Origin of the sequence: Embleya scabrispora, from assembly GCF_002024165.1 — a bacterium.
Taxonomy (GTDB): Bacteria; Actinomycetota; Actinomycetes; order Streptomycetales; family Streptomycetaceae; genus Embleya; species Embleya scabrispora_A.
Genome location: NZ_MWQN01000001.1, coordinates 3,866,129 through 3,891,714 on the forward strand (window position 1 = coordinate 3,866,129; position 25,586 = coordinate 3,891,714).

Consider the following 25,586-nt stretch of genomic DNA (forward strand, 5'->3'; position numbering starts at 1 on the left):
TCACGCGCCCTCCTCCCCGCACGGTTCCGGCGCGCCGTCCGTGATCGCGAAGCGGGCCCGGGGGTCGAGCAGCAACGTGGCCTTCACGCCCTGCGGTTGAGCCGTACGCACGGTCAGGTCCGGGGAGACCCGGATCCCGTGTTCGGTCAGCGCCGCGCGCGCCGTCGCGAATTGGGCCGGGGTCAGGCGGTAGGCGCAGGGTGGTTCGAGCGGCGCCGCCCAGGTCCCGGGCAGGTTGTCGGCGCCGTCCAGGTAGACCCGTTCCGGGCCGCGCGCGGACCGGGCGCGCGCGGCGCGGATCGCCGACGTGACGGCCTCGCCGCGTTCGGCCGCCATCCGGAGCGTGGCGCGGGCGGCCACCAGGTGCGCCCCCACCCGACGGCGATGGAGCAGGGCCGCGTCACCGCGCTCCAGGGCCGATGTGGGGTTGGCGTCGACCTCGACCAGGACCGCGACCGCGGAATCGAGCGCGGCCGCGTTGCGCAGCAGGCGTTCGTCCCCGTCGCCGCCGAGTCGACGACCCGTCGCGTCCACGCCGTACACGTCCGACGCCCACCCCGCCGCGCGCAGCGCCGAACCGATCCGATCGCGCGCCAACTCCTGGGCCAGGCCGCGTAGTTCGGGGTCCACGTTGAGATTGCGCGGCCACAGGTACAGAGTCGGCGCGGCGGGGGCGTCCGTCGGCGCGTCGAACTCGTGCAGGTCGTGCACGATGTGCGGGCGCGTCTCGCGCAGCACCCGCCGCAGGGCCCGCGCCTCGGGCGAGGCCACCGCCAGATGGTCGCGGTTGAGGTCCACCCCCTCGGCCGTTCCCCGGGTGCCCGCCGCCAGCCCGTCAGGGTTGGGCGCGGGCAGCACCAGGACGGTGACCCGCTCGAGGAGTCGGCGACCGGCGGCCGAGCGGTCGTCGGCCAGGTCCCGGACCAGCTTCAGGCACGCCTCGCGGCCGGCCGGCTCGTCACCGTGCTGGCCGCAGACGAACAACACCCGGATCGGCTCGGGCACCGTGCGCGCCCCGGACACCGTGATCAGCTCCACATCGCGGCCGCGCGCACTGCCGCCCACCCGGGTCACCGTCACCCGCGCCGGCGCCCAGCCGGCGCGATCGGGGCCCGGCGCCGCCGCGATCAGCTCGCGCAGGAGGTCCCGCTCCTCCGCCGGGGTGGTCCAGGACAGGCCGCCCCGGCGCTCGAACCCCGTGGTGATCCGGCCGCCGCGGCCGCCGCTCGCCGGCGCCGGGCCGAGCGCGACGCCGGCCACCAGCGCCACCAGGAGCATCGATCTTGTCGCCCGCGTCGTCCACGTCCGCCATGTCCGCCACGCCCTCATCGTCGAACCACCGTCCCCTCCCACGGGCAAGTCCCCAGACCCCTGCGGGACTTGCCCGAATTCCACACCCGGAACAGCGGGAATCGCGCACCCGGGACACCGAGCATGGCCCGGCAAAGGGAGTTGATGGCAGAGCCCGACTGGCCTAGGCTCGCTGATTCCGCTGCCCCACCCAGTGCAGTGATCGGGAGCCGTGATCGGTGCCCGGCACCGGTGGGCCGCGCGGGCCGCCACCCGAATCGGGCATCCGGCCCGTGCCCTCGCAGGGGCGCACCAGGACGGGCCGCCGAGCCCGGCCGGGCTCCGATATGTCAGCGCCACGAATCGGAGACAGTCATGTCCGCGCCCGCCGCCGTCCCCGACCCCGCCCCGCCCGCCGACCGGGTCGAGGCGAACCCCGGCACCGATGCGCTCGCCGTCGAACGCGCCTACCTGGACGCCTCCCGCGCCGCCCTGCGCCGCATGCGCGAGGAGACCGAGGCGCTGGACCTGCGCGACGTCGGCGCCACCGCCGTCGCCACCGAGACCGCCCGGCACCTGATCGCCAAGCGGCTCGCCGCGCTCGGCGACCACGCCGGATCCCCGCTGTTCTTCGGCCGGATCGACGGCCGCTTCGCCGACGGCGTCGAGGGTGTCGAGCCGATCGAGGTCACCGCCGACCCGGACAAGACCGTCGAGTCGTTCTGGATCGGCCGCCGGCACGTGCACGACGAACTCGGCGACCCGATGGTGGTGGACTGGCGCGCCCCGCTGTCCCGGTCCTTCTATCGGGCCAACCGGGCCGACCCGCTGGGCGTCGAACTGCGCCGCCGGTTCGGCTGGACCGCCGGCGAGCTGACCGCGTTCGAGGACGAGCACCTGACCGACCCCGACGAGGCGGAGAGCGCCAGTGGGATCCTCGCGGCCGAGATCGAGCGTCCCCGCGTGGGCCCGATGCGCGACATCGTCGCCACCATCCAGCCCGAGCAGGACGAGATCGTACGCTCCGACCTCGGCCACACGCTCTGCGTCCAGGGCGCGCCCGGCACCGGCAAGACCGCCGTCGGCCTGCACCGCGTGGCCTGGCTGCTCTACGCCTACCGCGACCGCCTCGCCCGCAGCGGCACCCTCGTGGTCGGCCCGAACCGCTCCTTCCTCGACTACATCCAGCAGGTGCTGCCCGCGCTCGGCGAGGTCGAGGTCGGTCAGACCACCGTCGAGGACCTGGTCACCCGCACCTCCAAGATCAAGGTGCGGGCCCTCGACGAGGCGGTGCCCGGCACGATCAAGGGCGACGCGCGGATGGCCGAGGTGTTGCGCCGCGCGGTCTGGTCCGGTCTGAGCGACCCGCGGGAGTCGGTCGCCGTGGTCCGCGACTCGCGCACCTGGCGGCTCGCGGTGTACGAGGTCGAGGAACTGGTCACCGCGCTGCGCGGACGCGACGTGCGCTACGGCGCCGCGCGCGACATGCTCCGGCAGCGGATCGCGCACGCGTTGTTGACCAAGATGGAGGAGCGCGGCGAATCCCCCGACGACCGGGTGCAGGACGCGGTCGCGCGCAGCCGCCCGGTCAAGGCGGCGGTCGACGCGATCTGGCCGGCGGTGGACCCGCTCAAGCTGGTCTTCCGGCTGCTGAGCGAACCCGCGTTCCTGGCCGCCTGCGCGGACGGCATCCTGACCGCCGACGAACAGGCCGCGATCGGCTGGGCCAAACCGCCGCGCTCGGCGGGCGCCGCGCGCTGGACCGTGGCCGACGCGGTGCTCGTGGACGAGACCGCCGACCTGCTTCACCGCACCGGCGGCTACGGGCACGTGGTGATCGACGAGGCGCAGGACCTGTCCCCGATGCAACTGCGCGCCGTCGGCCGGCGCTGCCCCACCGGCTCGGCCACCGTGCTCGGCGACATCGCGCAGGGCACCACCCCGTGGGCCACCCCCGGGTGGGCCGAGACACTGCGCCACCTCGGACACGAGGGAGCCAGGATCGAGGAACTGACCCGGGGCTTCCGGGTGCCGCTGCAGATCCTGGAGTTCGCGAGCCGGTTGTTGCCGCTGATCGCTCCCGGCCTGGCGCCGGCGTCCTCGGTCCGACAGGCGGCGGGCGCCCTGGAACTGCGCGCGGTCGAGCCGGACGAATTGGCCGCGCGGTCCGCCGAGGCGGCCGTCGAACTGCTCGACCACGAGGGCTCGATCGGCCTGATCTGCGCGGACGCGCGGGTGCCCGAGATCGCCGCCGCACTGCGGGCGACCGACATCGCGCACCGGGTCCTGGGCACGGACGGCGACACCGACGCGCCCCGTATCAGCGTGGTACCGGCATCACTCGCCAAGGGCCTGGAGTTCGACCACGTAGCAGTCGCCGAACCCGCCGAAATCGTCGACGCCGAGGCCCAGGGCCTACGCCGCCTCTACGTGGTACTCACCCGCGCGGTCTCCGGCCTGATCGTGGTACACGCGGCCCCCCTACCCACCCCATTGGCAACCCCCTGACCGCAACCCCGCCCGACAGACCCCACCAGACCCCGCCCGAGTCCCCACCGGCACACCACCCGGCGACCCGCCCACGCCATGGGCCGCCCACGGATCGACGCGTCGATCACCACCTCGACCACCGTCGTGGGCCCTGACGCGCCGACGGGATGCACCAACGACCCGGCCCACCGGGCAAGGCCCACATCGCGACGGTGGCCAGGCGGGGCGGGACCCACGTCGCCACACGAGCCCGGCGTCCCCGACCGCTCGTCCCCCGTGGCGCGTCAGCGCCCACGAGGGGGGCCGCCCACGCGATCGACGCGCGAAGCGCGGAGAGCGGCGGAGCCGCCGCTTGTTTTTTGGGCTGGGCGACCCGGAGCGAAGCGGAGGGGCGCACAGCCGCGAGCGAGGTGCCGCTTTTCTGCGGAGGAGCGAAGCGGGGGAGCAGAAAAGCGGTGCCTCGCGAGCCGGCGCAAAGCGCCCAACAATACGAGTGAACCGCGTGTGTCGAACCGGTTGGTGGTCGGCTTCGCTCGCTCGTTCTGCCATGCTGGCCACGTGGAACGCATCCAGGAGTCCGCGACCGTGACGCTGCGGGACCAGTGGGCCCGGCTCGTCGGTGAGCACGCCGAGGCCGGCGCCGTCGTCGAGAGCCTGCTGGCGCGCTATGCCGAGCCGCACCGCCGCTATCACGACACCGACCATCTGCGCACCGTGCTCGACCTGATCGGCGAACTGGCCTACGAGGCCGACGACGCCGACGCGGTCATGCTCGCCGCGTGGTTCCACGACGCGGTCTACGACCCGGCCCGGGCGGACAACGAGGAGCGCAGCGCGCGCCTCGCCGAGCGCGGGCTGCGCGAGGCGGGCGTGGCGCCGGCCCTGGTGGCCGAGACGGCGCGCCTGGTCCGGGTGACCGCGGAGCACGCGCCCGGTGAGCACGACCGCAACGCCCACGTGTTGTGCGACGCCGATCTGGCCATCCTGGCCGCCGACCGGGAGCGCTACGAGGCGTACACCGCGGCGGTGCGCGAGGAATACGCGTTCGTCCCGGACGAGGCGTTCCGCGCCGCCAGGGCCGCCGTACTGCGCGACCTGATGTCGCTGCCCCGGCTGTTCCACACCCGCCTGGGCGCGGCGCGCTACGAGGAGGCGGCCCGCTTCAACATGCGCGCCGAACTGGAGCGCCTGGAAGGCAGCATCCCGCGCCAGCAGTCCTGAACCCGGCCCGCCGGATCCCGGCCCCGGCTCGGCGCCCGGAGCCCGCGGCGCCCCGGCTGCGGGTCAGCGCGGGCTGTAGCGCTTGCGCCGCCGCAACCCCGCCCGGGTCAGCCGCAGCACCAGCTCCCGGCTGGAGACCGGCTCGGCTCCCCGCTCCAGCGCGAGGGCGTACAGATCGGCCGGCACGTCGTAGTGGTCCCGGTCGAACGCGCGTTCCGGCGCGCCGAGTTCGCGCGCGAACTCGTGCAGCTCGGCATGCGAGACGTCACTGACGAGGTGCGACCACAGCCGCCCGCGCCCGGGCCAGGCCGGGGGATCGATGAGAAGAGCCACGGGCTCGATTCTCGTACACATTCCGTTTGCGCCGTGATCGGGCGCCCGCCGGGTCCGCCGTGATCGCCGGGATCGCCCACACTGGGCACATGAGCAAGGATCCCACCGACGTCGCCCTGCTGACCGCCCGCGCCCTGGTCCTGGCCGACCTGCGTACGCACGGCGCCGAGACCCCCGAGACGGTGACCGTCGTCGAGCACGCCCTGGTCGAGCGCAAGTGGTGGGTCGAGCAGTGGCCCGACGGCGCCGCCTTCGTGCCCGGCCTGATCGGCCAGGACGTGCAGGAGGCGCTGGCCGAGCAGGGCCGGGTGTGGCCGCCGTGCCCGCTGCACGACGACCACCCGCTCTACCTCGAACCCGAACTCGGCGAGGATCCGCACTGGGTCTGCGAACGGGCCGGCACCGTGATCGCCCCGCTCGGCGCGCTGACCTCGACTCAGCCGCCGAACGAGCGCGCGGTCAGGGACGCGTAGATCGGCCGGTCGGCACCCACCGCGTACGCGCCGACCCAGCCCTCGCCCTCGGCCCGACCCACGGTGACCCCGGCGTGGGCGGCCTCTCCGGTCGTGGTCACCACCTGGTCGGCACCGGCGCCCAAGGCCACCTCGGCCCGCCGCTGCTCCTCGGCGTCGGCGGCCCGCAGCGCCTCGGCGAGCACGTCGTACGGGTCGCCGGCCGCCGCGCCGTCGCCGCCGGGCAGGGTCAGCACGGTCCGGCTCGGCGGCGGATCGGCCGGGTCGTGCAGGCCGTGGCGGATCGCCTCCGCGCCGTAGCAGAACCGGATCAGCGGCGCCCACATCGCCGACCAGTACGCGCGTGAGGGTGCCCGCTCGATCCCGGCGATCTCGCCGTCGAGCAGCACCACCGCGCCCACCTGGTCCGGCTCGCACTCGAACTCGGCGACGAAGCGCTCCAGTTCGAGGGCGTAGTGCTTGGTGAACAGCGCCAGGTTGCCGGTCTCGGCGAGGCCGGCGGAGGCGTTGAACCGCTGCACGGCCGGCCACAGCCGGCTGTACCCGTCCGCGTCGGCACTCGCCGAGGCGGCGGCGCGCAGCGTGAGCGGCAACACGGCGAGCGGCTGCGGCCCCGACGGGATCAGCCCCGGCTGGGTCTGCTGCACGCACATCGCCGCGTCGAACGCCAACTCGCCCGAGGGCTCGACCAGCGCGGCCCGGGGCATCGCGTGGTCCTGCGCGCCGCGCTTCACCAGCACCGCGAGGTGACACGGGACCAGCGCGACATGCGGGCCGTGGTTGACGAAGGTGAGCGTGCCGTAGCCGCTGGTGCCGATCCACAGATCGGTGGGCACGGTGACGGTCGGCGCGTCGACGGTGTCGCCGAGCAGCGGCAGCACCTGCATACGACCGACGCTCTGCACCCGCCCGAGGGTGCAGTCGGCCAGCAGGTCGCCGATCGGCAGCGTGTCGTGGGCGAGGGTGGTCATGCGGTCACCTCCGGGTGGGCCAGGCGCAGCAGCGCGGGGACGGCGGCGGTCGGATCGGTGGCCAACATCAGTCGGCACCAGGCGAGTTCGAGGGCTTCGGGACGGTGCACGGGGGCGAGCGGCAGGTCCGGCGCGTAGCCGCGCAGACCGGCCGCCTCGGCGGCGAGGACGGGGCAGAGCTGGACCACCGGCACCGCGACGCCGAGGGTGCGCGCCGCGTCGAGCACCTGGGCGAACCGGCCGGCGGGCGCGTTCTCGTAGCCGTCGCCGACCACCACGATCAGCTCCGCGCCGGTACGCAACGCGGCGACCAGGGCTTCGGCGGCGGCGGTCGGCCCGGCGGGGTGGACCAGCCGGCCGTCCGGGACGCCGCCGATCCACACGTCGTGGCAGGTGCCCGCCGCCGCCCGCAGTGCGTCGCGCAGGGCGAGCACGGCGGCGATCGGCCGCAGCGGCTGGTCGGTGCCGCCACGCATGGAGGCGGAACCGTCCAGGACGAGGGCGACCCGGCGGCCGGCCAGGTCCAGCCCGGCCGCGGTGTGCGCGGCGCGCCGGTCGAGCGCGGCGGCGACCTCGGCGGTCATGCCTTCCGCGAACGCGTACAGGTACAGCCGGACCGCGTCGTAGCGGTCGAGATCGACCTCGACCGTCACACCCGCCCGAGCGGCCTGCCGCTGCCCGGCCAGCCGCTGTCCGACGGTGAGCCGGGCGGCGGTCAGCTCCAGGACGCGGGCCGGCTTCGCGTCCGGGTGGTACCGGCCGCGCAGCCCCTCCAGGGTTTCCAGCGGCAGCGCCGCGCCCGCGTCCAGGTCGGTGCGGGCGGCCCGATACGCGACCGGGAGCGGCAGCGTGTACGGCCCCTCGGCGCCGAGCACGAACGCGACGCACTCGCGAACCGCGGCGGGATCGGCCCGGTCGACCGCCCAGCGGTCGATCTCGCGGGCGAGGATGCGGTGTTCCTTCGAGTCGAGTTCGCCTCCCGCGAGGTGCTTGGTCAAGATCGCGCGCAGGATGCCGCTCAGCCGCAGACCCCACGCGTGCCGCAGGGCGGTGGCCAGCTTGTCCCGGTAGCGCACCGACCACAGCTCCAGGGAGGTGGAGCCGAGCACGGTGCGCAGGATCAGTCGGCGCACCCGCGCGTTGTTCACCCGCCGCTCGGCCAGCAGGGCGAACAGCTTGAGCCGGCGCGGCACGGTCAACGCGGCCACCGCGGCGTACACCGTGTCGCCGTCGTCCTCCCGCGCGGGCGTGCCGAGCAGGTGCAACACGCCGAGCTGCCGGCTGCGGTCGGTGGCCCCGGGGGAGCACACCAGACCCGCGTACAGCCGCCGGTCCAGCGCGGCCATCGTGCGGTGCGCGTCCTCTTCGAGGGCGAGCTGCTCGTCGCGGGTGTTGTAGAAGGAGGCCCGTCCGGTCGCGGCCACGGCGACGTCCAGGAAACGTACGACGGTGGCGGCGGCCTCGGCACGGGCGGGATTGTCGGCGCTGAGCGCGCGGCTGATCTCGGTCTCGGTCATCGAAATGGGCTCCCCCGTGGGCACCCGGGGCAGGTCGCGGGTCCGGTGTCGGTCTCGGTACGAAGCCGGGACCGCTTCCAACCCATGGGAAACGGCACTGTACGAACACGCAGTTCCCCGGGTGCGATGGCACGCGACTTCGGGCAGGTCACGGGTCCCGGATAGGGATTCGAACCCCAAGCACCCCAAAAGCGCTTGTACGCCAAGACAGAAGGAACACGTAGTTCCCGAAGTCGCGTCACGAGCCTACGAGCGAGCGGCCGGCGATGCCGGCGAATATCACCGTGAGGGGAAGTCCGAGGTGTCCAGGTCGATGCCGAACGGCGCGGGGACGGCGACCGGTCCGCCGAAGTCGACGCGCTGGATGCGCTGGTAGACCTTGCCGTCCGGCTCGGAGTACAACGTCGCCGCAGGACCGTCCTTGTCCCACCGATCGACGAGCAGGTAGAGCGGAATCGGTCCGTGTGCGTATGCCCGCAGCTTGTCGACACGGTCGGTGCCGGCATTGCTCGGAGAGGTGATCTCGGCGACGAGAAGGACCCGATCCGCCGGGGTCGGCGTGGCGACGTCTTCCCGTGCCATCACCACCAGGTCGGGAATACACAGCCGGCCGACCGACATGATCTCCACGCCCAGATGCTGAAAGACACCGCATCCTTCGGGGACGGCTCGGCGCAGCTGCCAATGAAGGTCGTCCGCGATCAATTCATGCCTGTGCCCCGGCGGCGGCGACATCGTGATGTTCTCTCCGTCGAACTCGGCGCGCCATCCTTCGGGCACGTCCAATCCCTGCCACATGGTCACGATTTCGCGCCAGGTGGTGCTCACCTCGATCACGGGTGCGGGCATCTCGTCCACCTCGCCTACCTCGATCCATGCCGTACAAGAACGACGCTACGGTCGCTCGGAGACCATTTCAGGGTAAGTCGCCGGTGCCACTCGAACGAGCGAACACGCTTCGAACAGTGGCGGGTGTGCCCGGTGGCATACGAAAGAGGCGGCCCCCCGAAGGGGACCGCCTCTCGCGTGGAGCTACCGACCGGGGAGGTCGGGACTGCCGATCCTCAGCGGATCAGAAGTCCATGCCGCCCATGTCCGGGGCGCCGCCGCCGGCCGGAGCGGCGTTCTTCTCCGGCTTGTCGGCGATGACGGCCTCGGTGGTCAGGAACAGCGCGGCGATCGACGCGGCGTTCTGCAGCGCGGAACGGGTGACCTTCGCCGGGTCGATGATGCCCTCGGCGATGAGGTCCACGTAGTCGCCGGTCGCGGCGTTGAGGCCGTGACCCGGGGTCAGGTTGCGCACCTTCTCCACAACCACGCCGCCCTCGAGGCCGGCGTTGACCGCGATCTGCTTGAGCGGGGCCTCGACGGCCAGGCGCACGATGTTCGCGCCGGTGGCCTCGTCGCTGTCCAGCTCGAGCTTGTCGAACGCGATGGTGGACGCCTGGAGCAGGGCCACGCCACCACCGGCGACGATGCCCTCCTCGACGGCGGCCTTCGCGTTGCGCACCGCGTCCTCGATGCGGTGCTTGCGCTCCTTGAGCTCGACCTCGGTCGCGGCACCGGCCTTGATGACCGCCACGCCGCCCGCGAGCTTCGCCAGGCGCTCCTGGAGCTTCTCGCGGTCGTAGTCCGAGTCGGAGTTCTCGATCTCGGCGCGGATCTGGTTGACCCGACCCGCGACCTGGTCCGAGTCACCGGCGCCGTCGACGATGGTGGTCTCGTCCTTGGTGACGACGACCTTGCGGGCGCGGCCGAGGAGTTCGAGACCGGCGGTGTCGAGCTTGAGGCCGACCTCCTCGGAGATGACCTGGCCACCGGTGAGGATGGCGATGTCGCCGAGCATGGCCTTGCGACGGTCGCCGAAGCCCGGAGCCTTGACGGCGACGGACTTGAAGGTGCCGCGGATCTTGTTCACGACGAGCGTGGCCAGGGCCTCGCCCTCGACGTCCTCGGAGATGATCATGAGCGGCTTGCCCGACTGCATGACCTTCTCGAGGAGCGGGAGGAGGTCCTTCACCGAGGTGATCTTCGAGTTGACGATGAGCACGTAGGCGTCTTCGAGGACGGCCTCCATGCGCTCCATGTCGGTCGCGAAGTAGGGCGAGATGTAGCCCTTGTCGAAGCGCATGCCCTCGGTGAGCTCGAGCTCGAGACCGAAGGTGTTGCTCTCCTCGACGGTGATGACGCCTTCCTTGCCGACCTTGTCCATGGCCTCGGCGATCATCTCGCCGATCAGCGGGTCGGCGGCGGAGATCGAGGCGGTGGAGGCGATCTGCTCCTTCGTCTCGACGTCCTTCGCGAGCGCGAGCAGCTGCTCGGAGACGGCCTCGACGGCCTTCTCGATGCCGCGCTTGAGGGCCATCGGGTTCGCGCCGGCGGCCACGTTGCGCAGGCCCTCGCGGACGAGCGCCTGGGCGAGGACGGTCGCGGTCGTCGTACCGTCACCGGCGACGTCGTCCGTCTTCTTGGCGACCTCCTTGACCAGCTCGGCACCGATCTTCTCGTACGGGTCCTCGAGCTCGATCTCCTTGGCGATGCTCACACCATCGTTGGTGATGGTGGGCGCACCCCACTTCTTCTCGAGCACGACGTTGCGGCCCTTGGGGCCCAGCGTGACCTTGACGGCGTCGGCGAGCTGGTTCATCCCGCGCTCGAGGCCGCGGCGCGCTTCCTCGTTGAACGCGATGATCTTGGCCATGTGGTGAAGTCCTCCCAGAACGGGGGTGAGTGCCGGACCGCACAGGTGCCCGCGACGGACGACCCGACCACCGCGAGGATCCCTCCCTCACGGGTGCCGAGCCTCACCGGCCCGGTCCGTTTCTGTCACTCTCACATCCAGAGTGCTAACGCCAATGATTAGCACTCGACCATGCCGAGTGCAAGCGCAACGACCCCTCTCGACCCACTCGCGCGTACACCGCGCGTGTCGCACGCCCCACCGCCCCCCGGCCCCACCACCCGACCCCCGCACGGGTTCGGGTCGGCGGCCCCGCGCCGCGATCGTGTTCCGTCGTGCCCGCGTGCTCGGGCCCGGACGTGCAACGACCGGGGCCCGGCCCCCGCTTGGCGGGAAGGCCGGGCCCCGGTCATTGATCCGACAGGATCGGGCGTGTGTGTGCCGCGATGTGTCGTGCAGTCCGTGGTGTGGACCGTTTCAAGCAGAGGAGCAGAGGAGCGCATGGCTCCCGGTTCAGGCGGTGACGCGGACCATGTCGGCCTGCGGCCCCTTCTGCCCCTGCGAGATCTCGAACTCGACTCGCTGCCCCTCCTCGAGCGTCCGGTACCCGTCCATCTGGATCGCGCTGTAGTGGACGAAAACGTCCGCCCCACCGTCGACCGCGATGAAGCCGTACCCCTTCTCCGCGTTGAACCACTTGACGGCGCCCTGAGCCATTCCTAACTCCCCTGTTACTGGCCCTTTCACGGATACTGCACGCCGCAGCTCCGGGTTCGTATCCAGAAGGACCCGGCCCTCTGCTACGACCGCGGCTGAATGTATCCGGACGGATGCCCGGAGCAACAGGTCAATCGGACGAGAATTCCCGAGCGAATAAAACGCGCATTCTTCGCGAGTCTCCGGGAAAGCCGTATTTCAATCCACCAGGAAAACGACTTTCCACACATATCGGATGTGATCCCGACCACGGGTTTACCGACGCGCCGCCGCCAAAGGCGGGAAATGGAGCCGGTTAAACCCCGGTTACGCACAACCTCCGACAGGAACGAAGAAATCCGCCGCGCGGTGCTCCGGCGGCGGATTTCTTCGTTCCGTTTCGGGCCCGATCAAGGAAGATCGGGACGCTCGGCCTATCGCGTCAGCAACCCCCGGCGACCGCCGGGATGATCGAAACGGTGCCCTTGTCGGGGATCGCCGTGGCGAGCCCGTCGGCGAAGCGCACGTCCTCGTCGTCCACGTACAGATTCACAAAGCGACGCAGCTTGCCCTCGTCGTCGAGGATGCGCGCGCGAATTCCGGTGTGGTCCTTTTCCAGGGAGTCCAGGACCTCGGCGAGCGTGGTGCCCTCGGCGGACACCTCCGCCGCCCCGCCCGTGTAGGTGCGCAGGATGGTCGGGATGCGAACGGAGACGCTCATGCGAGGCCGGCCTTTCGGAAGGAGTCCAGGGTGGGTCGAATGGTCGCGGTGGGTCCGGTCGTCGGCGTGACCGCGTCCAACGTCTTGAGGCCGTCGCCCGTGTTGAGCACGACCGTCTCGGCGTCCGGATCCAGCGCGCCGGACTCGAGCAGCTTGCGCAGGCAGCCCACGGTGACCCCGCCCGCGGTCTCGCCGAAGATGCCCTCGGTACGGGCGAGCAGCTTCATCGCCTCGACCACCTCGACGTCGTTCACGTCCTCCACCGCGCCGCCCGTGCGCTTGCACACGTCGAGCACGTAGGGACCGTCGGCGGGGTTGCCGATCGCGAGCGACTTGGCGATCGTGTCCGGCTGCACCGGGCGGATCACGTCGTGCCCGGCCTTCCACGCGGCGGCCACCGGGGAACACCCCGTCGCCTGGGCGCCGAAGATCCGGTACGGCGCGTCCTCGACCAGACCCAGCGCGATCAACTCGCGGAAGCCCTTGTCGATCTTGGTCAGCTGCGACCCCGACGCGATGGGAATGACGATCTGCTCCGGCAGTTTCCAGCCGAGTTGTTCGGCGATCTCGTAGGCGAGCGTCTTGGAACCCTCGCCGTAGTAGGGCCGCAGGTTGACGTTGACGAAGCCCCAGCTCTCGCCGGCCGGGTCGCCGATCAGCTCCGAACAGAACCGGTTGACCTCGTCGTAGGTCCCCTCGATGGCGACCAGCTCGCCGCCGTAGACCGCCGCCGTGACGACCTTGCCGGCCTCCAGGTCGGCCGGGATGAACACACAGCTGCGCAGGCCCACCCGGGCGGCGGCGGCACCCACCGCGCCGGCCAGGTTGCCCGTGGACGAGCAGGACAGCGTGGTGAAGTCGAAGGTGCGCGCGGCCTCGACCGCGATCGCCACCACGCGGTCCTTGAAGGAGTGCGTCGGGTTCCCGGAGTCGTCCTTGACGTGCAGGTTGCGCACGCCCAGCTCGCGGCCCAGGTTCTCGGCCCGGACGAGCTTGGTGAAGCCGGGGTTCAGGCTGGGCCGGGACGCGACGTCCGCGGACACCGGCAGCAGCGGCGCGTAGCGCCAGATGTTGTGCGGCCCGGCCTCGATCCGCTCCCGCGTCACGGTGCCGAACTCGTAGGCGACCTCCAGGGGGCCGAAACAGGACTCGCAGGCGTACTTCGGGCCGAGCTCCGTGCGCTCTCCGCACTCGCGACACGACAGCGCGACGGCCGGACCGAAGGAGGTGGGGGTGGCGCTGGTGGTGCGGGTGGCGGTGGGTGTCGCCATGGCGAGGGCCTTTCTGTCCTCATCTTTACCCGTGGGGTCCCACGGGCCGGACTTGGCACCTGTCCGAATCGTCGGCCGCTCGCTCGCGCCGAAAGCGCGTCACGAGGAATGACGATCGGATGGTTGCCGGGGCTTCAACGGGCCGTTCCCTCTGCCCCTCTGGATGAGCTGCTATGGCGGTGGACACACCCTTCGCCGGGTGGCCGGTCCGCGTTTGTCCGGTCCGACGTGCGATCGTCGTTACCGGTGACGACGACTGTAACCGAACCGGTGCCGCGTCGATCATCCGGTCCACCTCGCGAGACGATAAAGGGTGGAACGACCGAGGCCGGAACACCGGCGACGACAGGGGATCTTCGAACGTGACGCACGAGGTGGGCGACTGGCTCCGACGGCGGTCCTCCGCAGCCGCCGACTGGCCCGTCGACAGGCTTGTCGACGCCAAACGCGACACCCGGGTCAGCGTCGTCCTGCCCGCGTTGAACGAGGCGGCGACCGTCGGCGACATCGTCAAGGTGATCCGGACCGAGCTGGTCGAGCGGGTACCGCTGGTGGACGAGCTGGTGGTGGTCGACTCCGGCTCCACCGACGACACCTCGCGGGTGGCGGCCGACGCGGGCGCGCGGGTGGTGCACCGCGACGACATCCTGCCCGCGCTCCCGGCCGTGCGTGGCAAGGGCGAGGTGCTGTGGCGCTCGCTCCTGGTCACCGACGGCGACATCGTCGCGTTCGTGGACGCCGACCTGAAGGACTTCTCGGCGGACTTCGTTGCCGGGATTCTCGGCCCGCTGCTCACCGACCCCTCGGTCCAGCTGGTCAAGGCCATGTACGACCGGCCGCTGGAGATCGGCGACACGATCGTGCCCGCCGGCGGCGGCCGGGTGACCGAGCTGGTCGCCCGGCCCCTGCTCAACCTGCACTGGCCCGACCTGGCCGGCTTCGTGCAGCCGCTCGGCGGTGAATACGCCGCCCGCCGCACACTGCTCGAACAGCTGCCCTTCCCGTGCGGCTACGGCATCGAGACCGCGATGCTCGTGGACACCCTGCGCCTGGTCGGCCTGGACGCGATGGCGCAGGTGGACGTCGGTGTGCGACGGCACAACCACCAGGACGAGGCGGGCCTGGGGCGGATGGCGGCGGAGATACTCCAGGCCGTCGAGCGCCGACTGCGCCGCGGCCCCGCGGGCGCGCACCCGGCCGAGCCGAGCACCGTGCTGACCCAGTTCGAACGGGACGAGGCGGGCTTTCGGGTACGCACCCACGACATCGCCGCCCGGGAGCGACCGCCGATGGCGACGGTGCCGGAGTACCGCGCGCGAACCCGACTGGTCGGGCGCTGAGCCGTTGACCCGGGGTTTCGCCGCCGTTTCCCCGCTGTTCGGCCCCGGTTCACGGCTCGGTGGCCGAAGGTTCACCGCAAATTCGTGAGACGTCGAAGAGCCACACGCCCATCACGCGGGGTAGTGGACCGTACGCGTGATACTCGCCACACCGTTCGGGCCGAGGGCACGTTTGGGTCCGGGTTTGCGCATCGGGATGCGTGGCTAGGGTCGGGGCATGAGTGCTCCCCCTCCCGCCGGTGTCCTGGTCGCCTCCAATCGCGGTCCCGTGTCCTTCTCCCTGGAGGACGACGGCACGCTCACGGTGCGGCGGGGCGGCGGCGGACTGGTGTCCGGGCTGTCCACCGCCGGGCAGGGCACCGGCGCGGTGTGGGTGTGCTCCGCGCTCGGCGAGCCCGACCGCACCGCGACCCGCGCCGCGCCCTCGGGCCGGCTGGATCTCGCCGGTCACGACACCGGCGGGCTGGCCGTGCGGATGCTCGACATCGACCCCGGCACGTTCGCGCGGGCGTACAACGCCATAGCGAACTCGACCCTGTGGTTCGTCCACCACCTGCTCTACGACACCCCCTCCAAGCCGGTCTTCGACGCGCGCTTCCGCAGGGAGTGGGCCTCCTACGAGGCGTACAACCAGGCGTTCGCCGAGGCCCTGGCGGAGGAGGCGGCCGAGGGCGCCAAGGTGGTCGTACAGGACTACCACCTGACCCTGGTGCCGGTGCTGCTCCGCCGACTGCGTCCCGACCTGCGGATCGGCCACTTCGCGCACACCCCCTGGGCGCCGCCGGACTACTTCCGGCTGCTGCCCGACGACATCGCCCGCTACGTGCTCGAAGGGGTGCTCGGCGCGGACCACGCCGGATTCCATTCCCGGCGCTGGGCGCTCGCCTTCCTGGACTGCTGCGCCGACGTGCTGGGCGCCGCGGTGGACCGGGACGCGATGACCGTCACGCACGCGGGCCACGTGACCGAGATCGGCGTACACGCGCTGGGCGCCGACGCCGAGTTCCTGCGCGAGCGCGCGTCCCGGGCCGACGTGGACACCCGCCTCGCCGGGCTGCGCGAGGCGGTCGGCGACCGTCGGGTGATCGTCCGGGTGGACCGTACGGAGTTGTCCAAGAACATCGTCCGGGGCCTGCTGGCCTACCGCGAACTGCTGCGCACCCGACCGGAATGGCTCGGCCGGGTGGTGCACGTGGCGTTCGCCTACCCGTCGCGGCACGACCTGCCGGAGTACCGCGAGTACACCGCCGCGGTGCAGCGGGTGGCCAAGGAGATCGACGACGAGTTCGGCACCGGCGACTGGCAGCCGCTGATCCTGCACGTCAACGACGACTTCCCGCGCTCGCTCGCGGCGTATCGGCTGGCCGACGTCGCGTTGGTGAACCCGATCCGGGACGGGATGAACCTGGTCGCCAAGGAGGTGCCGGTGGTCTCCCTCCTGGACGAGGGGCACGGGGGTTGCGCGCTGGTGCTCTCCCGGGAGGCGGGCGCGTGCGAGGAGTTGGGCGAGGACGCGATCGTGATCAACCCGTTCGACGTCTCGCAGACCACGGAGGCGCTGCACGAGGCGCTGACGATGGACACCACCGACCGGCTCCAGCGCACCAAGCGGCTGGCCGCGGCGGCGGTGGCGCTCAATCCGCAGCAGTGGTTTTTGGAGCAACTGGACGCGTTGGACGCGTAGGACGCGTAGGACGCGTTCGAGAGGTGACTGGGGCGGCCGGGTGGCCGGGCCGCCATACGCCGGCCGAACCGCGCGGTTCGGCCGGCGTATGTGGCGGCGGGCCGGGTGCCGGGTGCCGGGTGTTCGGTGCTCAGGCTGCGGTCGGCCCGGCGGCGCGGCGTCGGCGGGTGATCACCACCGCTACCGTGCCGGCGGCGACCAGGGCCGCGCCGACGGTGCTCGCGGCGGCCAGACCGGCCGGGCCGGTGAGCGCCAGGCTGCCGCCGCCGGACGTGCCGCCCGAGCCGCCGGTGGATCCCGCGGCCCCGCCGGCGGTGCCCGAGGTGCCGGCCGACGTGGTGCCCGAGGTGCCGCCCGTGCTCGTCGAACCGGCGGTGCCGGCACCCGAGTTGCCGCCGGTGGCGCCCGCGCTCGTCCCGGCGGTCGGAGTCGAGCCGCCCTTGAAGGCGACCTTCACGAAGGCGTCCTGGCTGCGGTCGGGGGAGCCGTGCGCGGCCATGGTCAGCACGTAGCACTCGGTCTTGAGGCAGTCGACGTCCTTGCCCGCGCCGTTCTTGTACGCGGCCTTGACGTCGGTGAGCGTGACCGAGAACGTGCCGTCCGGGTTGATCCCGTCCGCGCCGTACGCCTTGATCCACTTCGAGGCGCCGTAGTTGCCCGCGTTGGTGGTCCAGTCGGCCTCCTTCGGGCCGAACACCACGTAGATCCCGTTGCCGCTGCCGGCCGCGTAGCCGGAGCCCTTGACGGTGACCGACGCGCCCGCCGGATCCAGGCCGGTGCTCGGGGTCACGGTCAGCCGCACCCCACCGGCCGCCCGAGGCGCCGCGGCCGGCGCGGCCTGTGCCGCCGTGGCGGCGCGCAACGATCGGGGCGCGGCGGCGGTCGGCGCGGGCGCGGCGAAGGTCAGCGCGACCTTGGCGGCGGGCCCGCCCTCGGCCCCGACCCGGACCTCGAACGCCGGGGCGTCCGGGGCGAATCCGGTGCCGACCACGAGCGGGGTCGCGACGAAGCCGTTGCCGTCGGCGGTGAGCACGCGGCTGCCCTTGGAGTCGATGGTGTCGCCGCCGTACAGCGCGACGGTGACCTTGGCGCCGGGAGCGAAGCCGCGGGCGGTCACGGTGATCTCGTCGCCGCCCGGGGCCAGTTCGGCGCCGCGCGAGACGGTCGCTGTGGGGCCGGCCGACGGGGTGGTGGTCGAAGGTGTCGAGGTCGACGGGGCGGCGCCGACGGCCGGTGCGGTCAGGATGCCGGCGGCGGCGACGGCCAGGCCGACGGCGGCGGCCGCGGTGAGCATGCGCGGGGCGCGCGGGGCGACGGGTGGAGTGTGCTGAGTGAACATGGCTGCTCCTGAAGGGGTTTCGGGCGACTCGACGGCGGTCGTCAGCCGGTCGGGTCGGCGGTGGCTTCGGTGCGGGTGTCGGCGGGCTTCGACCCGTCGCCGGCCTCGGTGGATTTGCCGGCCTCGGCGGACGCCGTGCCCTCGGTGGTTGCCGCGCCTTCGGCGGCGGTGCTTTTGTGGCGCCGGACGACCCGAATGAGCCGGCCGATCAGCGCGGAGAGCAGCAGCACGATCGCGCCGAGGAGCAACCACGGCGGCGCCCATATGGCGGTCGACTCGGTGGCCGAGGTCGCCGGATCGCCCGTCACCTTCACATCGGCCGTGAGGCGCCCGGCCGGGACGACGCCGGCGAAGCGCTGCACCACCTCGTGCGTGGCCCCCGGCAACAACTCGGGCAGCGTGGTGTGCTTCGGGCCGCCCAACCGCCAGCCGCCGAGGCCGGAGATCGTGGTCTCCACCCGGGCGGTGGTGCGTACGTTGCCGGTGTTGCGGACCCGGTAGCGCACCACCGCCTCGGCGCCGCCGAACATCGCGAGCGGGTTGTCGTAGGACACCCGCAGGTCCTCGATCGCCAGCCCCGGCAGCGCGGGACCGGCCACCCGCAGGTACACCCGCGCGCCGACCCGCCGGTCCACGTCGAACCGCTGCTCGCCGGGCCCGGTCGCGGCGGCCTTGATCGAGGCGACGATGGCGCCGGTGTGATCGCCGGGCGTGGCGCCGGCCGGGACGGTCAGCCGGAACGGGATGTCCGCGCGCTTGCCCGGCGCGATCGTGTACGACTCGGCGTCGAAGCCGATCCACGAGCCGACGTCCCTGGGCTGCTCGGCGCCGGTCAGCAGGGTCATTCCGCCGTCCACGGCGAGCACCGCGTCGGTGGCGTAGACGCGCAGGGTCAGCGGCTCGGCACCGAAGTTGGACACGCCGACCACGTCGACCAGGGTCTGTCCCGGTGCGGCGGTCAGCACGAAGTGGTCGCGCCCGTTCGTTGGTTGCACACCCCAGGTGAACTCGTCGGCGGCTCGGGCGGGGGCGGTGAGGGCGACGAGGGAGAGCGCGGCGGCGAACAGCACGCCGAGCAGGCGGGCGAGGGGGGCGGGCATCGCGGGACTCCAGTGGGCGGCTTCGCTGCGGGGATGGGTCGAGTGGGGTGGTTGGGGTCTTGCGGGGGTCGCGGCGCGGGCCAACTGATCAGCCGGAGTCGTGTCCCGCAGCGTGGGTTTTTGTTGGGCGCTTCGCGCCGGCTCGCGAGGGGCCACTTTTCTGCTCCCCCGCTTCGCTCCTCCGCAGAAAAGCGGCCCCTCGCTCGGGGCCGGGTGCCCCTCCGCTTCGCTCCGGGTCACCCGGCCCAAGTTCTGCGGCTCCGCCGCTCTCCGCGCTTCGCGCGTCGATCGCGTGGGTGGCCTGTGTCGTGGGCGCTGACGCGCCATGGGGGTGTGTGTGCGGTCCTTGTCGTGATGGGTCGCGCCGGTCGGGTCGGGGGCGGGGCACCCAGCCCGAGCTCTGCGGCTCCGCCGCTCTCCGCGCTTTGCGCGTCGATCGCGTGGGTGGCCTGTGTAGTGGGCGCCTGCGCGCCGCGGGGTGCGCGCGGTCCTTGTCGTGATGGGTTGCGGGGCCGGTCGGGTCGGGGGCGGGGCTTGTGGAACCGCAGCCTTCGAGGTGAACGCAACGGGTGGAGCGGGTGGGTGCACCGGGTCGGCCGGGAGGGCGTCGACGCATGCCGACGCCCGCCCGAACCTGGGTCAGATGAGTGTGAGCGTGAGTGTGCCCGTGTACGTGCCGGGGACGGTGAGGCCGGGGACGCCGAGTTTGAGGGCGCCGCCGCATTCGAAGGAGCCCGCACTGGCGCCGGGCGCCGACGAGCACAGCGTGCGTGCTCGGCCGAGGCCGGTGCCCGGGTCGGCCTGGGCGCCCGGGGTCACCGAAGCGGTGGTGCCCCCGGTGGGGAGCGTGCCGGTGACCGACTTGGCGGTGGGGGTCCAGCCGAGGTTGTCGCCGACGATCCGGCCGCCGGCCGAGGTCAGGTCGCTTGCCTGGCCGGTCAGCGTCCACCCGGCATTGGTGCCGCGTGCGTCGGAGACGGTGAGCGGGTTGAGCGCGCCGCCGGTGAAGGCGTCCTTGCCGTTGAGGGTGACGCCCGGGAGTGCGACGTCGGTGCCGCCGACGCCCAGGGTCAGCGGGCCGCCCTGCACGTCGGTGGTGATCACCTGGTAGCCGGTGCCGGGGCCCGGGTTGGTCGGGGCCTTGAACGCGACCGGGACGAAGGTGTCCTGGCTGCGGTCCGGCGAGCCGTGTGCGGCGAAGGCGACGACGTGGCAGGTGGTGACGGCGCAGTCGTACTCGACGCCGTCCTTGTTCTTGTACTTGGCCTTCATGCCGTCGAGGGTCAGCGAGAAGCTGCCGTCGGCGTTCAGCTTGGCCTGGCCCGGCGAGTTGCCCGGGGTGGTGCGCACCCACTTGGTCGCCTGGTACGGCGCGGGGTTGGTGTTCCAGTCGGCGCCCTTGGGGCCGAACGCGACGTAGACGCCGTTGCCGCCGTCGCGCACCGGGTCGAAACCGGTGCCGGTGACGGTGAAGTTCTGGCCGTCGGGGTTCGCGCCCGTGGCCGGGGTCACCGTGAGCTTGGGCGCCGGCGGTGGGGTGGTGTTCTTGAACGCGACCGGCGTGAAGGTGTCCTGGCTGCGGTCGGTCATGCTCGCGCCGTGCGCGGCGAAGGTGACGACGCGGCACTCCTGCTTGAGGCAGTCCACCTCCTTGCCGTTGCCGTCGGTGTACTTCGCCTTGACGTCGAGCGTGGTGGTGAAGGCGCCGTCGGCGCTCATCTTGCTGCCGGCGACCCACGCCTGGGCGCCGTAGGCGCCCGCGTTGGTGTAGTAGTCGTCGATCTTCGGGCCGAACAGGACGTAGACCCCGTTGCCGGAGTTGCGGGTCTTGTCGAAACCGGTGCCGTTCACGGTGATCGTGGCGCCGTCGGGATCGATGCCGACGCTGGGCGACACGCTCACCGCCGGGGTCCCGGCGGCCTGCGCGGGCGAGGCGAGGCTCACGCCGGCCACGGCCAGGGCGCCGGTCGCGCCGATCGCCCCCCAGCGGATCAGGCGGCTCGCGGGCCTGTGCCGCGTTCCGTTGGTCATCCTTGGCTCCTCCATCTGGCAGTGTGCACAGGGCGGCGCCCGGACCTATTAGCGGTAGGTCCGGGCGCCGTCCGTACGGAGAAAGGTAAGGCTAACCTAATTAATGGAATCGTAAAGAGCAGAAATCCCGCTTCCGGCGGGGGAGTACGTCACACCGGGGCGGGTCGCGACACGGGCCGTGTTCTTGTGCCTACGCGGTGAGTCCGCGCCGGTTCAGCCGCCACAGCAGATACAGCGACGTGGCGATCGCGGCGACCCGGACCATCGCCGGCAACAATTCGCCGAACCGGTCCCAGGCCTCGTCCCGGGTCAGGTCGGTGCCCAGGTGCCCGGTGGCCCGCAGCCACATCCCGATGGCGAAGGCGAGCGCCGTCGTGCCGGGGATGTAGAACGCGGCGAACCGTCGTTCCTTGAGCGACCACGCGGCCGCGGTGAAGACCACGAGCAGGCCGAGCACCACCACCACGGTCGAGGCGACGATCGCCCCGACCGTCATCAGCGCGATCGCGAACACCTCGCGCAGTTGGGTGCGCAGCGCGCCCGGACCGCCGAACACGCCCAGGACCGGGGTGGGTTCGGTCAGCGAGGTGTCGTCCCAGCCCGCCGAGGGGTCCGAGGCCACGCCGATCGGATACGCCGGCGCGTGCAGCGAGCCGTCGCCGTACATGTCGGGGGTCGGCCGCTCCGGCATGTCGCCCTCCGGGGGCGAGCGCCACCACAGCGGCTCCTCCTCCGGATCCGCGGGCGCGGCGGGCTTGGTCGCCGTGCCGGCACCGGCACCGCCGGCCGCGGTCTCGGCGAGCGTGGGCGGACCGCCCTCGGGGGAGACCCGGGGCGCGGGCGGGGTGGGCGGTGGGGACGCGGCGGGCGCGGGCGCGGCCGGCGGCGGTCGAGACGGATCCCGTATGGCCGGGATCGGCGTGGCATCGGCGCGAAAGCCCATCTGGCGGGCCACCGTCGCATGCCGCGACCCCCGCATCGACATCGCGCCGACCCCGTCGTCGGCGCCGCTGTCGCGCAGGTCGCCGAGCCGGTACAACTCCTGGCCGACCACCGCCTCCGGCGTGCCGAGCCGATCGAGGACGACCTGTACCGCGCCGGGGTTGTGCGCGTTCAGCCGCTCGCGCTCGCTGTTGATCTGGCTGCGCAGCCGCTCCACGAGCCGGGCCCGGTCGGCGGGACGGAGTCTGCGCTGGGCCGCGTCACCGACCTCGCCCAGGTATTGCAGAACCAGATGATCGCTCTCGAAGTTCACGCCCCCACCTCACCCCCGCCGAAGGTTCGTCTGCGTCGGTGCCGCGTCCGCCGCGTCATGCGTCGGTAAAGCGACAACTCAGCGTAGGGGTGCGGGCGTTAGCGGAGCGAGAGGTTGGCGGAAATGGTGATCGTAAGGGTGTGCGCGCGCGGCGGCTTTCGCGGCTCGATCCGGGCCCGTGATCGGGGTCGCGGTCGGCCTCCATGCCGCTGTGGATTCCGGACCCGCGCCCGGGTCGGCGCCCGGGTCGGCGCCCGGGTCGGCGCTCGGGTCGGCGCTCGGGTCCGCGCCCGGGTCGGCGGCCGTGCCGCCCTGAGTTCGGGAGCCGTGCCCGGGTTCGCACCGGGTCGGCGTTCGGGTTCGTGCCCAGGTCGGCGGCCGTGCCGCCCTGAATTCGAGAGCCGTGCCCGGGTTCGCGCCCGGATCGGTGTCCGAGTCCTTGCCCGGGTTCGCACCCGGGTCGGTGTCCGGGTCCGTGCCCGGGTCGGGTGCCCGTGCCGCCCTGGGTTCCAGGGCCGCGCCCGGAGCCCGGCGCCTCCGGGGTCCGCGCCCGAGTTCGCGGCTGTGTTGGGCCGGGTGCCGGCCGGGCGTTCGGGCTGTGGGGGCGGGGGCGCGTAGGCGCTCGTGACCGGTTTCGGGGGGCCGATCCGGGCGGTTGCGCGCGGCGGGTGGGCGTTCGGATTCCGGGAGCGGTGATCGTCGGCGGGCGGACCGTCTAACGTTGATGGGATGACCACAGCTGCGTCGCCCACCCGTGCCGAGGCGGATCGGGCCGCCGAGTCCGGTCCCCGGACGCTCGCCGAGGATCTGCGCGGACGCACCGACGCGGACCTCGGCGCGTTGTTGCGCGCCCGGCCGGACCTGACCACGCCGGTCCCGGTGGACCTGACCCAGCTCGCCACCCGGGCCACCACCCGGGCCTCGATCGCGCGCGCCCTGGAGCGCCTGGACCGGTTCACCCTCCAGGTCGTCGACGCCGCGGTGGTGCTGCCCGACGGGTTCGCCGTGTCCCGGCTGCACGCGCTGATCGGCACCGCGCCGGACGAGGTCGGGCGGGCCGTGGCCGCGCTGCGCGAGCAGGCCCTGCTGTGGGGGCCCGACGACGCGCTGCGGGTGGTGCGTACGGTGCGCGACCTGGTCGGCGCGAGCCCGGCGGGGCTCGGCCCGACGCTGGCCGGCGCGCTCGCCGCGACCGCGCCGTCGCGGCTTCAGGACGTGCTCGCCGACCTCGGGCTGAACTCCACCCACGACGCGGTCTCCGCGATCGCCGCGATCACCGACCTGTGCACCGACCCGGCGCGCCTGGACGCGCTGCTCGGCGGGGCCCCGGAGGCCGCCCGCGAGGTGCTGGACAAGCTGGTCTGGGGCCCGCCCACGGGCAGTGTGCGCGGCGCCGACCGGCCGGTGCGCGCCGACGCGGCCCGCACCCCCGTGGAATGGCTGCTGGCCCGGGCCCTGCTCGTGCCCGCCGGGCCGGACGCGGTGGTGCTGCCCCGTGAGGTCGCGCTGCACCTGCGCGGCGGCCGGGTGCACCGGACCCCGCTGCCCACACCCCCCGAGCTGCCGGTGCGCGCGTTCGATCCACAGGCTGTGGACGACCTGGCGGCCGGCTCCGCGTTCACGGCGGTGCGGCGGATCGAGGACCTGCTCGAGGCGTGGAGCGCCGGCGGTCCGCCCGTGCTGCGCGCCGGCGGCCTGGGCATGCGCGACTTCAAGCGCGCGGCGCTCCAGCTGGACGTGCCCGAGGCCGAGGTCGCGCTGTGGCTGGAGGTGGCCTACGCGATGGGCCTGGTCGCGGGCGACGGCGAACCCGACGAGCAGTGGCTGCCCACCCCCGCCTACGACACCTGGCGGCGCACTCCGGTGGGTACCCGGTGGGCCGCGCTGGCCGGCACCTGGCTGGAGACCACCCGGGTGCCCGCCCTGGTCGGCACCCGCGACGACAAGGACCGCCCGGTCGGCGCACTGGGCACCCAGGTCGACCGGACCGCCGCGCCCGAGGTGCGCCGCCGGATCCTGGCCACGCTCGCCGCCCTGCCGCCGGGCTCGGCCACCGACGCCGACTCGCTGCTCGCGCACCTGACCTGGCACCAGCCGATCCGGGCCGCGCGCCTGCCCGAGGCGCTGTTCCGGGCCATGCTCGACGAGGCCGAGCTGCTCGGGATCACCGGCCGCGGCGCGTTCGCCGACTACGCCCGCCCGCTCGTCGAGGGCCGGGTCTACGAGGCGGGCGACGCGCTGACCCCGCTGCTGCCGGAGCCGCTGGACCACGTCCTGCTCCAGGCCGACCTCACCGCCGTGGCCCCGGGCCCGCTGGTGATGGACCTCGCGCACGAACTGCACCTGGCCGCCGACGTGGAGTCCACCGGCGGGGCGACGGTGTACCGCTTCACCGAGGAGTCGGTGCGCCGCGCGCTCGACGCCGGCCGCACCGCGACCGACCTGCACCACCTGCTGGCCACCCACTCGCGCACCCCCGTGCCGCAACCGCTGAGCTACCTCGTCGACGACGTCGCCCGCCGGCACGGCCGGATCCGGGTCGGCACCGCCGCCGCCTTCCTGCGCTGCGACGACGACGCGCTGCTCGGCGAACTGCTCGCCGATCGCCGCGCGGCCGGGCTGCGCCTGCGCCGCCTGGCCCCGACCGTGCTCGCGGCCGAGTCCGCGCCCGATACGGTCCTGGAGAAGCTGCGCGCGATGGGCCTGGCCCCGGTCGCCGAATCGGCCACCGGCGACCTGGTCCTGACCCGCCCGGACACCAGACGCACGCCACCCCGCTCGGCCCCGCCCCGCGTCGCGGGCGAACCGCCGACCCCGACTGAGGCCCTGCTGACCGCGGCGGTGACCGCGATCCGCGCGGGCGACTCCGCCGCCACCAGCCGCGCCGACACCACCCCCGAACGCGACGGCGAACCGGTGGAACTCCCGCGCACCTCCGCCGCCGAAACCCTCCTCGCGCTCCAGGCCGCGCACGCCGACCGCCGCGCGGTGTGGATCGGCCACGTCACCCGCGAGGGCCGAGCCACCCAGCACATCGTGATCCCGCTACGCCTGGAGGGCGGCTACGTCACCGCCCACGAACAGGCCACCGGCGAGATCCACACCTACCCCCTGCACCGCATCACCGGCGTCGCCGAGGTGGCCTGAGCCGGACCGGCCCGGGGCCCGTCCGTC

Annotated in this window: 19 protein-coding genes and 1 riboswitch; of the genes, 6 read left to right on the plus strand and 13 right to left on the minus strand. The window is 72.9% G+C overall.

What is annotated here, in order from left to right; genetic code table 11:
* Positions 1–1,278, minus strand: coding sequence for a M14 family metallopeptidase (locus tag B4N89_RS17145; RefSeq protein ID WP_161500741.1), 1,278 nt, complete (start codon positions 1,276–1,278; stop codon positions 1–3).
* 387 nt (positions 1,279–1,665) lie between these two features.
* Here B4N89_RS17145 and B4N89_RS17150 point away from each other — a divergent pair, with 387 nt between their 5' ends.
* Positions 1,666–3,798, plus strand: a complete 2,133-nt coding sequence (locus tag B4N89_RS17150; protein WP_078976698.1) for a HelD family protein — start codon at positions 1,666–1,668, stop codon at positions 3,796–3,798.
* A gap of 540 nt (positions 3,799–4,338) precedes the next feature.
* Positions 4,339–5,001 (plus strand): metal-dependent phosphohydrolase, encoded by a 663-nt coding sequence (locus B4N89_RS17155; protein ID WP_414646371.1) that lies wholly within the window; start codon positions 4,339–4,341, stop codon positions 4,999–5,001.
* Positions 5,002–5,064: 63 nt separating this feature from the next.
* On the opposite strand, the gene B4N89_RS17160 is transcribed toward B4N89_RS17155, so the two are convergent.
* On the minus strand, positions 5,065–5,334 hold the full coding sequence (locus B4N89_RS17160; RefSeq protein WP_078976700.1) for a DUF4031 domain-containing protein: 270 nt from the start codon (positions 5,332–5,334) through the stop codon (positions 5,065–5,067).
* A gap of 89 nt (positions 5,335–5,423) precedes the next feature.
* Here B4N89_RS17160 and B4N89_RS17165 point away from each other — a divergent pair, with 89 nt between their 5' ends.
* On the plus strand, positions 5,424–5,807 hold the full coding sequence (locus B4N89_RS17165) for a hypothetical protein (protein WP_078976701.1): 384 nt from the start codon (positions 5,424–5,426) through the stop codon (positions 5,805–5,807).
* Here the strand turns inward: B4N89_RS17165 and B4N89_RS17170 are convergent.
* From B4N89_RS17170 to thrC, 7 genes are all read right to left on the minus strand, one after another.
* Positions 5,771–6,778 carry an ARPP-1 family domain-containing protein gene (locus B4N89_RS17170; RefSeq protein WP_078976702.1) on the minus strand — a complete coding sequence of 336 codons (1,008 nt, stop codon included), beginning with the start codon at positions 6,776–6,778 and terminating at the stop codon, positions 5,771–5,773. The two genes, B4N89_RS17165 and B4N89_RS17170, sit on opposite strands and share 37 nt — an antisense overlap.
* Complete coding sequence (locus tag B4N89_RS17175) at positions 6,775–8,295, minus strand: VWA domain-containing protein (RefSeq protein WP_143657994.1); 1,521 nt, start codon at positions 8,293–8,295, stop codon at positions 6,775–6,777. Before B4N89_RS17175 ends, B4N89_RS17170 begins: the two co-directional genes overlap by 4 nt.
* Before the next feature lie 279 nt (positions 8,296–8,574).
* Positions 8,575–9,144, minus strand: a complete 570-nt coding sequence (locus B4N89_RS17180; protein ID WP_078979418.1) for a Uma2 family endonuclease — start codon at positions 9,142–9,144, stop codon at positions 8,575–8,577.
* Between the two features lie 223 nt (positions 9,145–9,367).
* On the minus strand, positions 9,368–10,996 hold the full coding sequence (gene groL, locus B4N89_RS17185; protein ID WP_078976704.1) for a chaperonin GroEL: 1,629 nt from the start codon (positions 10,994–10,996) through the stop codon (positions 9,368–9,370).
* A gap of 492 nt (positions 10,997–11,488) precedes the next feature.
* On the minus strand, positions 11,489–11,692 hold the full coding sequence (locus B4N89_RS17190) for a cold-shock protein (RefSeq protein ID WP_020557826.1): 204 nt from the start codon (positions 11,690–11,692) through the stop codon (positions 11,489–11,491).
* Between the two features lie 421 nt (positions 11,693–12,113).
* A complete protein-coding gene (locus B4N89_RS17195; protein ID WP_078976705.1) occupies positions 12,114–12,392 on the minus strand; it encodes a MoaD/ThiS family protein in 279 nt (92 codons plus the stop codon).
* Positions 12,389–13,663 carry a threonine synthase gene (gene thrC / locus B4N89_RS17200; RefSeq protein ID WP_078976706.1) on the minus strand — a complete coding sequence of 425 codons (1,275 nt, stop codon included), beginning with the start codon at positions 13,661–13,663 and terminating at the stop codon, positions 12,389–12,391. The genes B4N89_RS17195 and thrC overlap by 4 nt, the downstream gene beginning before the upstream one ends.
* Positions 13,664–13,679: 16 nt before the next feature.
* A riboswitch (SAM riboswitch) is annotated at positions 13,680–13,833 on the minus strand.
* Between the two features lie 192 nt (positions 13,834–14,025).
* Between thrC and B4N89_RS17205 the strand changes: the two genes are divergently transcribed.
* Together B4N89_RS17205 and B4N89_RS17210 are read left to right on the plus strand one after the other, a co-directional pair.
* Positions 14,026–15,003: a glucosyl-3-phosphoglycerate synthase gene (locus B4N89_RS17205; RefSeq protein ID WP_078976707.1), complete on the plus strand. Its 978-nt coding sequence runs from the start codon at positions 14,026–14,028 to the stop codon at positions 15,001–15,003.
* Between the two features lie 217 nt (positions 15,004–15,220).
* Positions 15,221–16,687 (plus strand): alpha,alpha-trehalose-phosphate synthase (UDP-forming), encoded by a 1,467-nt coding sequence (locus B4N89_RS17210; protein WP_078976708.1) that lies wholly within the window; start codon positions 15,221–15,223, stop codon positions 16,685–16,687.
* Positions 16,688–16,817: 130 nt separating this feature from the next.
* On the opposite strand, the gene B4N89_RS50725 is transcribed toward B4N89_RS17210, so the two are convergent.
* The 4 genes from B4N89_RS50725 to B4N89_RS17230 all read right to left on the minus strand — a co-directional run bounded on the left by B4N89_RS50725 (position 16,818) and on the right by B4N89_RS17230 (position 22,412).
* Entirely contained in the window at positions 16,818–18,026 is a 1,209-nt protein-coding gene (locus B4N89_RS50725; protein ID WP_201260855.1) for a hypothetical protein, read from the minus strand.
* A 41-nt stretch (positions 18,027–18,067) separates the two neighbouring features.
* The gene (locus B4N89_RS17220; RefSeq protein WP_101897102.1) at positions 18,068–19,126 is read right to left on the minus strand and encodes a DUF916 domain-containing protein; all 1,059 of its coding nucleotides are present in this window, start codon (positions 19,124–19,126) and stop codon (positions 18,068–18,070) included.
* A gap of 639 nt (positions 19,127–19,765) precedes the next feature.
* Positions 19,766–21,157 (minus strand): hypothetical protein, encoded by a 1,392-nt coding sequence (locus B4N89_RS17225; RefSeq protein WP_078976710.1) that lies wholly within the window; start codon positions 21,155–21,157, stop codon positions 19,766–19,768.
* Between the two features lie 190 nt (positions 21,158–21,347).
* Positions 21,348–22,412 (minus strand): hypothetical protein, encoded by a 1,065-nt coding sequence (locus B4N89_RS17230; protein WP_078976711.1) that lies wholly within the window; start codon positions 22,410–22,412, stop codon positions 21,348–21,350.
* Positions 22,413–23,141: 729 nt separating this feature from the next.
* Here B4N89_RS17230 and B4N89_RS17235 point away from each other — a divergent pair.
* Entirely contained in the window at positions 23,142–25,559 is a 2,418-nt protein-coding gene (locus B4N89_RS17235) for a helicase-associated domain-containing protein (protein ID WP_078976712.1), read from the plus strand.
* Positions 25,560–25,586 lie beyond the last annotated feature (27 nt).

Coding starts and splice junctions, on each gene's coding strand:
- B4N89_RS17145 (WP_161500741.1), bottom strand. CDS start 1,278: ATGCTCCTGGTGGCGCTGGTGGCCGGCGTCGCGCTCGGCCCGGCGCCG.
- B4N89_RS17150 (WP_078976698.1), top strand. CDS start 1,666: ATGTCCGCGCCCGCCGCCGTCCCCGACCCCGCCCCGCCCGCCGACCGG.
- B4N89_RS17165 (WP_078976701.1), top strand. CDS start 5,424: ATGAGCAAGGATCCCACCGACGTCGCCCTGCTGACCGCCCGCGCCCTG.
- B4N89_RS17170 (WP_078976702.1), bottom strand. CDS start 6,778: ATGACCACCCTCGCCCACGACACGCTGCCGATCGGCGACCTGCTGGCC.
- B4N89_RS17175 (WP_143657994.1), bottom strand. CDS start 8,295: ATGACCGAGACCGAGATCAGCCGCGCGCTCAGCGCCGACAATCCCGCC.
- B4N89_RS17180 (WP_078979418.1), bottom strand. CDS start 9,144: ATGCCCGCACCCGTGATCGAGGTGAGCACCACCTGGCGCGAAATCGTG.
- groL (WP_078976704.1), bottom strand. CDS start 10,996: ATGGCCAAGATCATCGCGTTCAACGAGGAAGCGCGCCGCGGCCTCGAG.
- B4N89_RS17190 (WP_020557826.1), bottom strand. CDS start 11,692: ATGGCTCAGGGCGCCGTCAAGTGGTTCAACGCGGAGAAGGGGTACGGC.
- B4N89_RS17195 (WP_078976705.1), bottom strand. CDS start 12,392: ATGAGCGTCTCCGTTCGCATCCCGACCATCCTGCGCACCTACACGGGC.
- thrC (WP_078976706.1), bottom strand. CDS start 13,663: ATGGCGACACCCACCGCCACCCGCACCACCAGCGCCACCCCCACCTCC.
- B4N89_RS17210 (WP_078976708.1), top strand. CDS start 15,221: ATGAGTGCTCCCCCTCCCGCCGGTGTCCTGGTCGCCTCCAATCGCGGT.
- B4N89_RS50725 (WP_201260855.1), bottom strand. CDS start 18,026: ATGTTCACTCAGCACACTCCACCCGTCGCCCCGCGCGCCCCGCGCATG.
- B4N89_RS17220 (WP_101897102.1), bottom strand. CDS start 19,126: ATGCCCGCCCCCCTCGCCCGCCTGCTCGGCGTGCTGTTCGCCGCCGCG.
- B4N89_RS17225 (WP_078976710.1), bottom strand. CDS start 21,157: ATGACCAACGGAACGCGGCACAGGCCCGCGAGCCGCCTGATCCGCTGG.
- B4N89_RS17235 (WP_078976712.1), top strand. CDS start 23,142: ATGACCACAGCTGCGTCGCCCACCCGTGCCGAGGCGGATCGGGCCGCC.